12 protein-coding genes are annotated in these 15,361 nt (G+C 58.6%); 4 read left to right on the top strand and 8 right to left on the bottom strand.

Annotation, left to right across the window (positions count from 1 at the left end; genetic code table 11):
- Window positions 1-9: 9 nt before the first annotated feature.
- Window positions 10-744 (top strand): GLPGLI family protein, encoded by a 735-nt coding sequence (locus ACYU7Z_RS04070; protein ID WP_460567634.1) that lies wholly within the window; start codon window positions 10-12, stop codon window positions 742-744.
- Window positions 745-779: 35 nt separating this feature from the next.
- Here the strand turns inward: ACYU7Z_RS04070 and ACYU7Z_RS04065 are convergent, their stop codons facing one another.
- The 5 genes from ACYU7Z_RS04065 to ACYU7Z_RS04045 all read right to left on the bottom strand — a co-directional run bounded on the left by ACYU7Z_RS04065 (window position 780) and on the right by ACYU7Z_RS04045 (window position 8,506).
- The gene (locus ACYU7Z_RS04065; protein WP_460567632.1) at window positions 780-2,243 is read right to left on the bottom strand and encodes a M28 family peptidase; all 1,464 of its coding nucleotides are present in this window, start codon (window positions 2,241-2,243) and stop codon (window positions 780-782) included.
- Between the two features lie 87 nt (window positions 2,244-2,330).
- Window positions 2,331-4,187 (bottom strand): glycoside hydrolase family 13 protein, encoded by a 1,857-nt coding sequence (locus ACYU7Z_RS04060; RefSeq protein WP_460567630.1) that lies wholly within the window; start codon window positions 4,185-4,187, stop codon window positions 2,331-2,333.
- Between the two features lies 1 nt (window position 4,188).
- On the bottom strand, window positions 4,189-5,583 hold the full coding sequence (locus ACYU7Z_RS04055) for an MFS transporter (RefSeq protein WP_460567628.1): 1,395 nt from the start codon (window positions 5,581-5,583) through the stop codon (window positions 4,189-4,191).
- 193 nt (window positions 5,584-5,776) lie between these two features.
- Window positions 5,777-7,048 carry a glucose-1-phosphate adenylyltransferase gene (locus ACYU7Z_RS04050; RefSeq protein WP_460567626.1) on the bottom strand — a complete coding sequence of 424 codons (1,272 nt, stop codon included), beginning with the start codon at window positions 7,046-7,048 and terminating at the stop codon, window positions 5,777-5,779.
- Window positions 7,049-7,084: 36 nt separating this feature from the next.
- Window positions 7,085-8,506, bottom strand: coding sequence for a glycogen synthase (locus tag ACYU7Z_RS04045; RefSeq protein WP_460567624.1), 1,422 nt, complete (start codon window positions 8,504-8,506; stop codon window positions 7,085-7,087).
- 166 nt (window positions 8,507-8,672) lie between these two features.
- Here ACYU7Z_RS04045 and ACYU7Z_RS04040 point away from each other — a divergent pair, with 166 nt between their 5' ends.
- Window positions 8,673-10,553 (top strand): MFS transporter, encoded by a 1,881-nt coding sequence (locus ACYU7Z_RS04040; RefSeq protein WP_460567622.1) that lies wholly within the window; start codon window positions 8,673-8,675, stop codon window positions 10,551-10,553.
- 22 nt (window positions 10,554-10,575) lie between these two features.
- Window positions 10,576-11,544, top strand: coding sequence for an ROK family protein (locus ACYU7Z_RS04035; protein ID WP_460567620.1), 969 nt, complete (start codon window positions 10,576-10,578; stop codon window positions 11,542-11,544).
- Window positions 11,545-11,681: 137 nt separating this feature from the next.
- Here the strand turns inward: ACYU7Z_RS04035 and lipA are convergent, their stop codons facing one another.
- Together lipA and ACYU7Z_RS04025 are read right to left on the bottom strand one after the other, a co-directional pair.
- On the bottom strand, window positions 11,682-12,614 hold the full coding sequence (lipA, locus tag ACYU7Z_RS04030; RefSeq protein ID WP_460567618.1) for a lipoyl synthase: 933 nt from the start codon (window positions 12,612-12,614) through the stop codon (window positions 11,682-11,684).
- A 144-nt stretch (window positions 12,615-12,758) separates the two neighbouring features.
- Window positions 12,759-13,553, bottom strand: a complete 795-nt coding sequence (locus ACYU7Z_RS04025; RefSeq protein ID WP_460567616.1) for a hypothetical protein — start codon at window positions 13,551-13,553, stop codon at window positions 12,759-12,761.
- A 54-nt stretch (window positions 13,554-13,607) separates the two neighbouring features.
- Here ACYU7Z_RS04025 and ACYU7Z_RS04020 point away from each other — a divergent pair, with 54 nt between their 5' ends.
- Window positions 13,608-14,021, top strand: coding sequence for an OsmC family protein (locus ACYU7Z_RS04020; RefSeq protein WP_460567614.1), 414 nt, complete (start codon window positions 13,608-13,610; stop codon window positions 14,019-14,021).
- 49 nt (window positions 14,022-14,070) lie between these two features.
- On the opposite strand, the gene ACYU7Z_RS04015 is transcribed toward ACYU7Z_RS04020, so the two are convergent.
- Window positions 14,071-15,348 carry a DUF2851 family protein gene (locus tag ACYU7Z_RS04015; protein WP_460567613.1) on the bottom strand — a complete coding sequence of 426 codons (1,278 nt, stop codon included), beginning with the start codon at window positions 15,346-15,348 and terminating at the stop codon, window positions 14,071-14,073.
- Window positions 15,349-15,361: the final 13 nt, after the last annotated feature.

The following is a 15,361-nucleotide window of genomic DNA, read 5'->3' as shown; positions in this document are numbered from 1 at the left end:
CTCCGCACAATGAAAAAGATACTCCTCCTCCTCTCCTGCTTCGCAGCCCTTGCGGCCGGTGCGCAGGCCCGTTTTTTCGGCCAGGTAAAGATCGAGTTCGAGCGCACCGTTAATGTGCCGGCCTATTACAAGGAGCTCAATCCTGAATGGTTTGACCGGATCAAGGATCGCCTCCCGTCTTCGGTTACGACGTACCATGAATTTCTGGGCGACAGCAGCCGAAGCCTTTACCGGCCTGGCAAAGAAGCCAACATCGACCCCCGTTTGTTCTACCGGCCGGTTGCCGACAAGAACGTTGTGTATACCGACTTCGCCGCACAGCACACCGTGTCGCAGAAACCGGTGTACGACGAAACCTTCCTGATGGATGACAGCCTGTCGCACATCCGGTGGAAGATCACGGCCGACACCCGCGTGATCGCCGGTTATGAATGCCGCAAAGCCGTGGGCATCCTCGACGACAGCGTCGCCATCTTTGCGTTTTACACCGACGAGATCCTGATCCCCGGCGGCCCCGAGGGTATCCACGGGCTTCCCGGCATGATCCTCGGCATGGGCATCCCGCGCCTGCATACCACCTGGTATGCCACGAAGGTTGATGTGTTCGACATCCCGATGGGCCAGGTGAAGCCGGCCACGAAAGGCAAGAAAATGACAAGGGCTGCGCTGATGAAGCAGCTTGGCGATGTGCTCCGCGACTGGGGCACCTATGGCAGCAAGATGGTCGTCAACTTCACCATCTGAAAAAAGCCCCTCGCTTCCGGCGAGGGGCTTTTTTTTTATCGTTCCAGCTTGAAACCGGTGTCGGTTGCGGGTCGCCGCGGCGCGTTGGCAACTTTCCAACCGGTTCGGTACATCCATTCGGTCATGCGGCGCAGTTTCTCGTAGTCGATACGTTGGGCGTTGTCGAGCGGTGTATGGTAGTCGGGATGCAGCAGTGTCGTATACATCAGCGCCGGGATGCCCAGCCTTACGTACGGAAGGTGGTCGCTGCGGAAGTACCAGCCTTCCACATGCGCCGGCTTATCCCACAGCGTATCCAGCTTAAAGCGGCTGCCTTCGCGGTTGGCATCCAGCGCCCACAGCACCAGTTGCGCCGAATTGCGGTGTGGTGGTTGAACGCCCAGCAAGGCCGCGCTGTCGGGCGCATTGCGGCCGATCATATCGCCATTCAGAACGGCCACGATCGAGCTTATGGGGACGGTCGGATGCGCGGCGTAGTACCGCGAGCCGAGCAGGCCACGCTCCTCGGCGCCGTGGATCACGAAGAGCACCGAGCGCTTCGGGCGGTAGCGCGCAAAGGCACGTGCATTGGCCAGCAGCGCCACGTTGACGCTTGCGTTGTCGTCGGCGCCATAGTATATAGAGTCGCCCGCCTGGGCATTTCGGATGCCGTGTGCGTCTGTGTGGCCGCTGTACAGCAGGTACTCGTTGCGAAGCGACGGGTCGGTGCCACGGATCCGTCCCACAACATTTACGGAAGGATAGGCCGAGCGAATGATACGGAGGTCGATGGTCAGCCGGGCGTCGGGTTGTTGCAGCGCGCCACGCTCGGATGCATGTATCCAGAGCACGGGTTTCGACGGATTGAGCACCGCCGCCGCGCCGCCATCGATGTCGAAGCTGCCGCGTTTGAAATTTTCGGCAGCGTCGGCCCAGCCCTGCTCGCCGTATCTGTCGGCAATAAAGACTACAGCCGCGGCGCCATGCCGGAGGAGCGGCGCGGCATAGCGTTGCTGCATGAGGCGCGGGTAGCGCCAGGTGGGCAGCGATACATCGAGGTTGAGGCCGGTAGCGTAGGCATCAAGAACGACGGTCTTGCCCCGAACATCGATGGTGGTATCCAACCCGAGCACGGAACCGGCGAAGAGCACCGGGGCAGTCACGCTGGCTTCGGTGAGCTGCGCGGAAGAAACGTCTTTCCAAAGCTGAAGTGCCCGGCCGTTCAGCGTTACGCTGCTCGATGGGGCATACTCGTGCCGCCACATGGTGAAAAACTGGAAATAGGTGCTGTCGTCGCCGGCGGGCTCCACGCCGAGCGCGCGCAGCCGCCCGGCCTCCCAGGCCGCAGCTTTGAGCTCGTCGATCGTGCCCGCAGAGCGGCCGCGGAAATGCGCATCGGCAAGCGCATACAGGTCTTTTTTAATGTCTTCCGTACGGATCAGCGACAGCCCGGGCGGAGCCTGCTGTGCGGCGAGGCTTACCTGCGCCAGCAGCGCGATGGAAAAAAGGGGAACTCTCATGTGCAAAGGTTTCTGCTTAAAAGTAAGGCGCGGGAGGGCATAAAAAAGCCGCGGACATTGGTCCGCGGCTTCGTGCTTTGCTGTTGTTTATTGCAGTTCGAGGATCCAGATGCTCTTTCCCGGAACCTTCCATTTTTCGTTGAGCGACATCGTTGTGTTCGTGCCGATGCTTTTCGCCTTCTGGAAACCGGCAACACGCTCCGTGAAATACTGCGGGTCGACGGTCTTTTCATCGGTGCTCGTATTCATGATCACCATCACCGTGCTTTTCTTGTCGTAGCGGAAGTAGGTGTACACCCAATCCTGCGGCAGGTATTGCATGAAGGCGCCGGTTTTGATCGCCGATGAATTCTTTCGGTAATTGGCCACCGTCTTCACCCAATCGTGCATTTCGCCTTCGCGGCCAACTCGGCCGGCAGCGGTGAATTTGTTCAGCGAGTCTTCTTTCCAGCCACCGGGAAAATCGCCGCGTACGAGTCCGTCGGGGTTGGATACGCCCTTCATCAGCACCTCGGAACCGTAGTATACCTGCGGGATGCCGCGCGTCGTAAGCAGCCAGCCATAGGCGACCTTGAGCTTGTCTACATCATCGCCAAAGGTCGAGAGGGCACGTGTCATGTCGTGGTTGTCGATGAACACCACGTTGTTCGACGGGTCCTGGTACAGGAAGTCATTGGCAAGGGTGCTGTACAATTTGTTCACGCCTTCCGTCCAGCCGAAAGCCTGGTTGAGCGCCGGCTGGATGCCATAGAACAGTGTCTGGAAGTCGGTAGCGCCGGTGAGATTGCTCTTGATCGGAATGTTCGTGATGTTGTTGCGCACGAAATAAGCCTGGTTGGCGACTCCATGCACCCAGGTCTCCCCGAAGATGGTGATCCTGGGGTACTCGTCGTAGAGGGCCTTATTCCAGCGGTTCATGAACGCGAGGTCATTGTAGATATACGTATCCACGCGCCAGCCGTCGACGCCAAACTTCTCCACGCTCCAGATCGCCTGCTGAATGAGGAAGTTGGCCACGAACGGGTTGTCCTCGTTCATGTCGGGCATCTGCCGTGTAAACCAGCCTTTCTCCATGATGCGCTTTTCTTTCGGTGCGCCATAGGGGTCCATCAGCGTCTGGTCCTTGTAGTTGGTTTGCTGGTACGAGGGCCACTGGTGGAGCCAGTCCTTCATCGGCGGATCCTGCACAAACCAGTTCCAGAGGCCGCTGTGGTTGGGCACCGCGTCCTGGATCAGCTTCATGCCGCGGCTGTGCACCGCGTCGCTCAGGCGCAGGTAGGCAGCGTTGCCGCCGTAGCGCTCATCCACTTGGTAATGATTGGTGATGGCGTAGCCATGCTCGGTGCGGTTGGGCATGTCGTTCTCCAGCACGGGCGTCATCCAAAGTGTAGTGGCACCAAGCTCCTGGATGTAATCGAGGTGATTGATGACGCCCTGGAGGTCGCCGCCATGACGGTGATACATCGAGTCGCGGTTGAGGGTCTGGTCGCGGTAATGCGCCACGCGGTCGTTGCTGTAGTCGCCGTTCGAGAAGCGGTCGGGCATCAGGAAGTAGATCATGTCTTCGGAGCGAACGCCCTGGGCATAGCGCGTGCCATTGCCGGCGCGGCGGGCCTTCAGCGTGTAGTCGAAGGAACCCTTGCGGCCGCCCTTGCTCCAGTTGATGCGGACATTACCCGGCTTCGCGCCGGCGGCCACCACGAGGTCGATAAAAGCGTAGTTGGCGTTTTCGGCCGGCGTTACCTTCTTTACCTGCACGCGCGGATCGCTGCAGCTGTAGGTGTAGCGACCGGCGTCCTTGCCGCGCAGCATAAGCTGCAGCTTCGGATTTTTCATTCCGACCCACCAGTTGGTCGGGTATACGCCATCGAGCTGAAGAGGCTGGGCAAAGGAAACGCTGCTGAGTAGCAGCAGCGTTCCACCAAAAAGTACTTGCTTGGTCATATTAAACAGATCGTTGTTCGAGGATTTCCATTTCGGCTACTTCCGGATCACCGGCAGGCAGGCCCTTCTTTTCATTGATCATAAAGAAGCAGATCGCAGCCGCCAGGATCATCAGCCCGCCGCCGAGTTGCACGGCCAGCAGCATGTCGTTGTTAAGCACATTGTTCATGAGCCACTTGAAGCCAAGCGAAGCCATGATCTCGGGGAGCACGATGAAGAAGTTGAAGATACCCATGTAGATGCCGATCTTCTTCGGGGGCAGCACGCCGCCGAGCATGGCGTAGGGCATCGAGAGGATGCTCGCCCAGGCAATACCGACACCGGTCATACATACATAGAGCATGTACTTGTTGGTCACGAAGGCGACGCTGATAAGACCGGCGGCACCCGCGAGCAGGCAAAGCGCGTGGGTCGTTTTGCGGCCGAGGCGATCAGCGATCGACGGGAGAATAAAGGCAAAGAGGAAGGTTACGACATTATAAAATGCGAGCGTCAAACCGGCGAAGTCCTTGCCGTTGCCGAATGCCGGGTCGGTTTCCGACTTGGCGCCAAACACGTGGTAGGCCACGGCCAGCGAGTAATAAAACCACATGAGGAAGAGACCGGGCCAGGTGAAGAACTGCACCAGCGAAACGGCACGCATCCGCGAAGGCATGTTTCGGATCGCATCGATGATCTCACCGAAGCCGCCACCGAATCCCTTGTTGCTCTCCTGGACTTTGTCTTTATACGCTACGTCGGAAGGCGGGTATTCTTTTGTTGTAAATACTGTCCACAGTACGGCGGCGAGGAAAAAGAAGGCACCGATGTAAAAGGAGTATTTGACGTTGTCGGCGATGATGCCGGCTTCGGCTGTATTCGCCTGCCCGAACCAATTGCGCAGCACCCAGGGCAGCGAGGAGGCGACACTGCCCCCGAGCCCGATCATAAGGCTTTGCATTACGAAGCCGCGGTTCAGCTGGCTGTCGGGAAGCTTGTCGGCCACAAAGGCGCGGAAGGGCTCCATGGCCACATTGCCGAATACATCCATCACCCAAAGAAGGCCTGCGGCCATCCAGAGCGAGGCGCTGTGCGGCATGAGGATGAGGGCAATGGAGCTCAGGATCGCGCCGATCAGGAAGTACGGGCGGCGGCGGCCCCAGCGCGGGTGCCAGGTCCGGTCGCTCAGGTAGCCGATGATCGGCTGCACCAGGAGGCCCGTTAGCGGGGCGGCGAGAAACAATAACGGAATGTCGTCGGCATTTGCACCGAGCACTTTATAGATCGGTCCCATATTGGCCCGCTGCAGGTCCCAGCCAAACTGGATCCCGAAGAAGCCAACGCTCATGTTGATGATCTGGGAAAGTGAGAGGCGGGGTTTTTGTGTTCCCGAAGCAAGCGGTGTGTTCGCAGCCATAAGCAATCATTCGTTGATTGGCGAAAGTTAATAAGTTATTGGGAACTATTGTGTAAGGCATACACATTTCGCAGAAAACAATAGTCAGATTTCAAAAAGAATGCTCCGTGTTCAAGGAAAAAACCCTGTGAACACGGAGCATGGAACATAAATCCTGCAACGTAAAACCCAAAACCTAAAACGTAAAACGTCGTTACGCACCAAGCGTGAACCCGTTGGGCAGCACCGCTCCTTTCTTGATCACCACGATGCCATCCTTGATCGTGTAAAGCGGGTGATCGCCGTCCTCGAGGTGGCCGCCTCCGGTGATCCGCACATCGTCGCCGATGCGGCAGTCCTTGTCGATGATGGCGTTCTGGATATGACAGCGGCTCCCGATGCCGAGCGCGGGAAGTCCGTGCTGCTGGTCGTGGGCGATGTCTTCGAGCGTTTCGAAATAGTCGTTACCCATGATATAGGTGCCGATGATGGAGCTCTCGTGACCGATACGCGAGCGGATGCCGACGATGGAGTTCTCAATGTGCGAGGCATTGATGATGGAGCCTTCGGCGATGAGGGCCTTGTCCATCCGGGTGCCGGAGATCTTCGCCGGCGGCAGCATGCGCGCGCGGGTGTAGATGGCCTTGCTGTTGTCGAACAGGTTGAAGGCCGGCAGGTCGTCCGTCAGGGCCAGGTTGGCCTCGTAGAAGGCACGGATGTTCCCAATGTCTTCCCAATAGCCTTCATACTGGAACGATGCGACCTTGTATTTGTTGATCGAGTCGGGGATGATGTTCTTGCCGAAGTCGGCAGCATCTGCGTACTCTTTCTCGAGCAGGTCGAACAGGAGGTTGCGGTTGAAGATGTAGATACCCATCGAAGCGAGGTACTGGCGTCCCTTGTCGCGCATTTCGTCGCCGGTATCGCTCACCCAGTCTTCGATGCCGGTCTTGGGCTTCTCCACGAAGGAGCTGATGAATCCGTTCTGCGTTTTAAGGATGCCGAATTCGGAAGCCTCGCGGGCGGTAACGGGAATGGTGGCCACGGTGATGTCGGCGCCTTTTTCCTTGTGCTCCTCGAGCATCCGCACGAAATCGAGCTGGTACAGCTGGTCGCCGGAGAGGATCAGCACGTAGTCGGCCGGGAAAGGCCGGATGTGGCGCAGGCTCTGGCGAACGGCATCGGCCGTACCCTGGAACCAGGTGAAGTTGTCGGGCGTTTGCTCAGCCGCCAGGATGTCGACAAAGGCGTTGCTGAACGCGCTGAAGTGATACGTATTCTTGATGTGGCGGTTCAGCGAAGCCGAGTTATACATCGTGAGCACGAACATCCGGCTGATGCCCGAGTTAAGGCAGTTGGAGATCGGTATATCCACGAGGCGGTACTTGCCGGCAATAGGTACGGCGGGCTTCGAGCGTGTAGCGGTCAACGGGTACAATCGGGTGCCGGCGCCCCCTCCTAAGATCACGGATAGCATTTCTTTCATAGCCAGGTTCTGTTGATAGCGTTAAGATAGATATTTTCAGCGCCGCACCGATTCATACAGCTCAAGATAGGTACGGGCGGAGACATCCCATGAAAAATCGAGCCGCATCATGTAGCGCCGCATCCATTGCAGCAGCTCGGGACTGTCGTAGTACAACCCAAGGGCACGCCCAACCGAATACACGATGTCGCCGGCCTCGGCCTTGTCGAACCGGATGCCGTAGCCCTGCCAGTCGCCGAAGTCGCGAACGGTATCGCGGAGCCCACCGGTGTTGCGCACCATCGGCACGGTGCCGTAGCGGAGCGCATAGAGCTGGTTGAGGCCGCAGGGCTCCACGCGGCTCGGCATCATCAGGAAATCGGCGCCTGCGTACATCAGGTGACTGAGCCCCTCGTGGTAGCCGATATAGGTGTTCACAAAACCGGGGAACTGGTAGGCGAGGGTTTCCAGCGCCTGCTCCACGGCGCCCTCGCCCGAGCCGAGCACAAGGAACGACGCGTTGCCTCCGTGCTGGTACATCGATTGGCGGATCGCTTCCGGCAGCACGTCGGCGGCCTTCTCTCCCACCAGCCGTCCGATGAACCCGAACAACGGCCGCTCCGGGTCGAGGCCGAATCGGCTGCATAGCTCCACCTTGTTGGCGGCCTTGCCCTCCATTACAGAAGCCGTATCGTAATGCACCGGCAACATGGGATCGGTGGCCGGGTCCCACACCTCGCTGTCGATGCCATTGAGAATGCCCACGCACTTGCCGCGCTCGTAATTCATCAGCGCTTCGAGGCCCGCGGCTGATTGACGCAGTTCGTCCATATAGGTCGGACTCACCGTCGTTACGCGCCAGGCGCAGCGCACTGCCGAGGCCAGCGGGTTGATCGTATCCTGCCAGTCGAGCATCCCCCACTTCCAGGAATCATACGGGGGCAACAGGTTGCTCCGCTCCCAGGGAATCCATCCCTGGTATTGCGCGTTGTGGATGGTAAAGATCGTCGGCACGTTGGCGAGCCGCTGGAATGCGTAACAATACTGGAGCATGAAGGGGATCAGTCCGGTGTGATGGTCGTGGCAATGCACGATATCGGGCTGGTAATCCCACTTGCTCATCCAGTCGCACACGGCGATCTGGAAGGCCACGAAGCGGTCGGTGTCGTCATCGTAGCCGTATACTTTTTCGCGGTCGAGGAGCCCGTTGATATCAACGAGGTACAGCTCGAAGCCAAGCTCATTGGTCTTTTCGCGGATGACGGCGTAATTGAAGTAGCGGCCGCCGATAAATTGCGCGCCTTCGTGCACCAGCTCGAAATCGTGGTTATACAGGTACTTCGTGCGGTACATGGGCATGACCACCTTGGCCGCGTGCCCCGATGCCACCTGGTACTTGGGCAACGCGCCCACCACATCGCCGAGCCCGCCGGCCTTGGCCACGGGGTAACATTCTGCCGATACATGTATTATTTCCATATGCTCCTTGTCCGCTTCAAAATAAGAACCTTTCCAGCGCCCTTGGCGGGCGGCGCTAAAAATCTTTTTATCAACAGCTTTGCCACGGCCCGTCCCCCTAAGCAAATTGTGTTTATTTTGAGCGTTCAATTCCCGAAACCACAACAATCAACGAAAGCTCGCAACTATGGCCACTGCAATGAACACCACCGGTTCCTCCGTGCAGGGATCCGCCTCCACCAACTACGGAGCGCTGAGTACCCTGGTGACCGTTTTCTTTTTCTGGGGCTTTATCGCCGCCGGCAATTCCGTCTTTATTCCATTTTGCAAGCACTACTTCCAGCTCGACCAGTTTCAGAGCCAGCTGGTCGACTTTGCCTTTTACCTCGCCTATTACGTAGGCGCGCTGCTGCTGTTCATCTTCGGCACCCTCCAGGGCCGCGACCAGGTAGGCCGCTGGGGCTATAAGCGCAGCATCGTATATGGACTCCTCTTCTCGGCACTCGGCGCCATTGCCATGATCCTCGCGGTGCGCGGCAACACCTTCGCCGGTATGCTCGTTGGACTCTTCATCGTGGCCCTCGGCTTCTCGCTGCAGCAAACGGCCGCGCAGCCCTTCGCCATCTCGCTCGGCGACCCGGCCACCGGCACGAGCCGCGTAAACCTCGGTGGTGGCATCAACTCCTTCGGCACCATGATCGGACCGATCATCGTTGCCTATGTGCTCTTCGGCACCACCAAAGCCTTCAACGACCAGATGATCCAGTCGCTCGGCCTCAACAAGGTCATTATGCTCTATGCCGGTGTGGGTGTCCTCTTCATCGCAGCGGCGGCGCTGTTTTTCCTTTCGAAAAAAGTACCCGCGGGTATTTCGGAAGAGCGGATCGAGCGCGCCGGTAAGGCGCTGACCACACTCCTTGTGATTACCGTATTGCTGTTTGCACTGTTCGCGCCCGTATTCGCCTCCTACCGCAGCGACGAGCAAAAGCGTATCGACAGCCTCAGCGGCCAGATCGCACCGCAAACCGCGCAGCGCGATTCGCTGCAGCACCTCAAAGCGCCAACGACTGCCGATGAAGCGCAGATCAGCGCTATCGAAGCACAGACAAAGCCGCAGACCGACGAGATCAACAGCCTCCGCAAGCCGCTCGAGGAAACAAGAATGAAGTACCTCTTTGGTGCGCTTCTCGTGGTGATTGCCGGCTTGCTGATTGCCAATGGTGCCGCGCGCCGCAAGCCGTCGGGCTGGGGCGCCATGCAATACCCGCAACTTGTTCTCGGCATGCTCGCCATCTTCGTGTATGTGGGTGTTGAAGTTACCACGGTCAGCAATATGGGCGAACTGCTGAAGCAAAAGGCTTTCGGCGGCCTCCAGTCGTCGGAGGTAGCGCCTTTCGTTACGATGTACTGGGGTGGCCTTATGATCGGCCGCTGGACCGGCGCCATCTCGGTGTTTAACCTGAAGGCTTCCACGAAACAATTGCTGATGTTCGTGGTTCCGCTGGTTGCTTTCGGTATCATCCTCTCCGTCATCTATCTCTCGGGCTACAACGTAGCGGTATTCAAATACTTCATCATCTGCGTGCTGGTGCAAATGGGCGCCTTCTATCTTTCGAAAGACCGTCCGGCGCAAACGCTGCTGCTGTTTGCGACGCTGGGTCTCGTGGCGATGCTGGTCGGCCTCTTCAGCACCGGTCATGTGGCGATCTACGCCTTCCTGAGCGGCGGACTCTTCTGTTCCATCATGTGGCCCGCGATCTTCACGCTATCCATCGCCGGCCTCGGCAAGTACACCACGCAGGGCTCCGCGTTCCTGATCATGATGATCCTGGGCGGCGGCATTATTCCTCCCATCCAGGGCAAGCTCGCCGACTTCATTCAAAGCCGCTCCACCGAAGCCGGCTACGGCATCCACCAATCGTACTGGGTGCCCGTGCTTTGCTTTGCGTATCTTGCCTTCTTCGCGTTTGCCGTCCGCGGTATCCTGCGCCGGCAGGGCATCGATTATGATCAGCCCCCGGTAGAGGAAAACGTGACACCGGTACCCGAACTTTCCGCAGAACTTTAACCAAGAACATCAGCAATCAATTATGGATCTTTCTCACGAACTGGCCATCGGCGTCGACATCGGCGGTACCAACACCAAATGGGGACTTGTGAATCACCGCGGCGAGATCGTGCGCAAGGGTGATCTCCGCACCGACGCACATGCCGACGTCAACGACTTTATCGAGGCACTTTACGAAACTCTCCATCCCGTCATCGAGGAAGTCGGCGACGGCAAGGTGATCAAGGGTATGGGCATCGGCGCGCCGAACGGCAACTACTACAAGGGCACCATCGAGTATGCGCCGAACCTGCACTGGCGCGGCATCATCCCGATGACGCAGCTGATGACGGAGCGCTTCAAGGTGCCCTGCTCGCTCACCAACGACGCCAATGCGGCCGCCGTGGGTGAAATGATGTACGGCGCCGCCCGCGGGATGAAGGACTTTATCATGATCACGCTGGGCACCGGCGTCGGCAGCGGCATTGTAGCCAACGGCCAGATGATCCTCGGCCACGACGGATTTGCGGGCGAGCTCGGTCATACCTGTATCCGTCCCGGCGGCCGCCTCCACTGGGGCACCGGCCTGCGCGGCTCACTGGAAGCCTATTGCTCGGCCACCGGTATCGTGCTTACGGCCAAAGAGCTGCTTGAGGCATCAAAAGAAGATAGCCTGCTCCGCGCTATCGCAGCCGACGATCTCGATTCGAAAAAAGTATACGAGTGCGCCGCCAAGGGCGACCCGATCGCCATGGAGGTGTACCGCTTTACCGGCCAGGTGCTGGGTGAGGCGCTCGCCAACTTCGTTATGTTCTCCTCGCCCGAGGCCATCATCCTCTTCGGCGGCGTTATCAAGGCCGGCGACATGCTGATGAATCCCACCCGCGAGCATATGGAAGCCAACCTGCTCCCGATCTTCCGCAACAAGGTTAAGCTCGTCTTCAGCGAGCTCAAGGAAGCCGACGCCGCGATATTGGGCGCCAGCGCGCTTGTGTGGGAGATAAAAGAGTAGTTTGGGGTTTGCAGTCTGGAGTTTGTGGTTGGCTTGCGCCGGCAACAGGAAAGGCCGCTCATCGAGCGGCCTTTCTTTATAGAGTTCGAACTTGTACTTTCTTCGTTAACTACAAACTCGAAACCCCAAACTCCAAACTACAAACTGTCTAAGGTTTGATTGGCGCGAGCCATCTCCCACTCCTTCCGTCCGAGGCCGGCAAATACATGCCGCTCGCTGTGGTAGGAAGAGCGAACGAGCGGGCCGCTTTCGACGTAGTCGAGACCCATTTCGTAGCCGGCGTCGCGGTAGGCCGCGAATTCATCGGGGTGCACGAAGCGCTCCACCGGGAGGTGGCGGCGCGTGGGCTGCAAGTACTGGCCGATAGTGACCACGTCGCAGCCGGCGTCCTTGAGGTCGCGCATCGTTTGCAGCACTTCTTCCTTGGTTTCGCCGAGGCCGAGCATGATCCCGCTCTTGGTGCGCATCCCGCCTGCTTTCAGCGTGCGGATCACGTCCATGCTTCGCCAGTATTTTGCCTGGATCCGCACCTGCCGCGTGAGGCGCTCCACGGTTTCGATGTTATGCGACACCACCTCGGGGGCGGCGTCGATGATCCGCTGGATATCTTCTTTCTTTCCTTTAAAATCGGGGATGAGGGTCTCGAGCGTCGTATCCGGGTTGAGCGACTTGACGGCCTTGATGGTGTTGTGCCAGATCGTGGAGCCGCCGTCCTTCAGCTCGTCGCGGTCAACCGAGGTGATCACGGCGTGCTTCACCTTCATGAGGTGAATGGCTTCAGCCACACGCTGCGGCTCGTCCCAGTCGAGCTCGGGCGGGCGCCCGGTGGCGACGGCGCAAAAGCCGCAGCTGCGGGTACACACGTTGCCCAAGATCATGAAGGTGGCGGTGCCGGCACCCCAGCACTCACCCATATTGGGGCAATTGCCGCTTTCGCAGATCGTATGCAGCTTGTGGGTATCCACGAGGCTGCGCACGTGCTTGTAGCTTTCGCCGATCGGGAGCTTCACGCGAAGCCAGTCGGGCTTGTTTCTCTTTACGGGTTGATCACTGACCGAATTACACGACATGGGTGCAAAGTTAAGCCCCCTTACCCCACCGGGACACCTGCCCGTGACAATTTTACTGGATGCTGACTTTCGGCCCGTTTTGAAGCAAAAAGCCCGGATCGCAGCGCGGTCCGGGCTTCCGTAAATAATGAGGATAGGCAGTATCTACTTCCGGCCCCCAAAAACGTAGGCGAGGTGGAGCTGGAAGAACAGCTTCTTCGGATCGTTGTACACGAGCTGCTCGATGCCCTGGCCATAGCCTTCAAGGCTGAAGCCGATTTGGACAGCCTGCATCCGCTCGTTATAGCGGTTGAAGTCGAAGCGCAGGCCCATCTTGATGTAGGCGCCGGGACGCACCTGCATCTCGTTCCAGCCTTTGCCGATGCCGGAGCTTCCGAGAATGGGCGACGAGGTAAAACCAAGAAACTTCAGGCTGTCGGCGCTTTCGTACTTGATCGAGCGCTTTTCGGCGCCTTCCTGAATATCGATGTAATACGGACGCAGCAGCCCGAGCGAAAGACCGCCCTGCCCGAAGGCGATCACGGCAACGCCGTTCTTGTTGCCCTTCTGGCCGAGGATATATTCGCGCCCGAAACCGAGCTTGAACTGGTAAAAATTGTTGATCTTCCCGTAGATATACGAGCTGTTGAAGGCGCCCGTATTATTGCTGCCTTTTTCTTCCTTCGGATGCTTGATCTCCGTGAGCTCGGCGGCATAGACATTGGTCCAGCGCGGCGTTTTGCGGCGGCCCAGCTCGAAGAACAGGCCATAGCCGTTCGAGCGAAGCTGCAGGCCGAAGGCGCTTTGCTTGCGGTATACCAGCACGCCTTCCTCTTCCTGCTTGATCATGGCATCGATCTTCTTGGACTTCTCAGTACGCTTGTCTTTACGTTGCTGCTTTTGCGCGAAGCCGTTGACGGCCAGCAGGGTCAGGCAAAGGAGCGGGATCAGTTTTTTCACAGTCATCAAAACGGTTGTAACCGTAAATTTATGTACAAAACGTATAAAAAAATTATGACGTCAACGGTTCGCTACGAAGGAGCATTACGCACCACCTGCACGCACACCCGATCCGACTCCTCGTTTGAGACCGATGCCCCGGTCGACAACAACGGCCTCGGCGAGCGCTTCTCGCCCACCGACCTCATGGCGACCTCGCTTGCTACCTGCATGGCCACCGTCATGGGTATCAAGGCGCGCACCATGGGCTTCGACCTCGATGGCCTTTCCGTCGACGTGGAGAAGATCATGAAGGCCGAGCCGCGGCGCGTCGGCGGCATCAACCTCACGTTTCATATTCCCGACAGCCTCAAAGAACTCGACGCCAAATCGCGCGACATCCTGAAGACTACCGGCAATACCTGTCCGGTAGCCAAAAGCCTGCACCCGGATATCGAGGTAACGGTCGACTGGGGCGCCTGGAGCTGATGGATCCCTCGCGGCTTCAACATTACAAATCGCAATAAGCTCTTTCCGCTCAGCCTGAAACAGCCGACGGGCGCTTCAGCAGCGCGCAGCCAATGGCACAGTCGAGGCAGCGCTTTTCGCGGCAGTAATTTTTTTCGAGGAAGAGTAATGCCTGGCCATCGGCCGCGCCGGCCGCAGGGATACCGATCGAAGCGAAGCGCCGCAGCACCTTGTTGTCCTCGGCAGGCAGTGTGCGCAACACCGAGAGCGCCCGCTCCTTGAGCTCGGGACGTCCCTGCAGGTGGCCATAGGCAAACACAACCGGCACGATCGTATTCAGGAAAAGACTTTCGATCATGGCCGCGCCAAGCTTCTTTGGCGCAAAGGCCGATGCCTCGTCGAAGCGGTAATGATAGTGCCAGTAGTCGTTGGCCGTTACGGCAAACAGCTCCCGCGCCGATTCCAGGTTTTCCATTTCGAGGAGGCGTGGCAGCAGCTGCTCACCTTGCTGGAGCAGGTCCGCCAGCTGGGCAAGCCGCAGCGTTGGAAAGGCGGGTGGGCGCATCCGTAGAAAATGCACGGCGCGGTGCACCTGTGGCAGCGGATGGAGCTTCTGCAGGTACCGGTATTCACGCTGCAACAGTTGTGGGTAATCTTCGGAAAAACGGCTATGGAGCAGGTTTGCCTGCCCCAGCAGCAGGGCCTCGAGCTTGTGTATGCTCCCCCGATAGCGAAGCAGCAAAGACAGCGGGATGCTTCGCGCCACCTCCTCGAAAGCGTCGGCATTGACGGTCATCCCGAAGTTGCGTGCCAGCAGCCACCAGAAAACATCCTCCCAATTATTCCGTGCTTCGGCCAGCAAGCCCGCTATGCGCTCGGTCTTCTGCAGCAGCCGCTCCACCAGCAGCCGGTCCTTCCAAGAGGTCCAGACCAACTCCGGCACCAGCAGCGCCTCCTTTTCGCAGGCGATGAAACCTTCCTGGCTGAGAAGCTGTTGGTAGCGCTCCAGCAGCATCGTCGATACGCGTGGCTGCAACTCGAGGATCGGAACGGCGGGATCGCCCGCGGGACGGTCGTGCTCGTACACCACGTGCAGGATCACGTTGCGGTAGTTCGGATCGCCGCTGTGGCGGTGCCGGTCCCAGTCGGAGCTGCGCAGATGCAGTTCCACCGACCCGGCGAGAAGCGCCGGCCCGATGCGGATGCGGGCTTCCAGAAAATCGGGACCTTCATCGACGTTGTAGCGGCCACGGTTGAGGACCTGGATCGCTTCGCCGCTGATGCTTTGGAGGTCCTGCTGGCTGAAATAGCCGAACTGCCACAAAAAGTGGAGAAGTCGCTCATTCATATAAGGGTGCTTT

The sequence above is a fragment of the Flaviaestuariibacter terrae genome, from assembly GCF_054777635.1.
The sequence above is the reverse complement of the archived record's forward strand: the minus strand, read 5'-3'. Positions and strand labels throughout refer to the sequence as shown.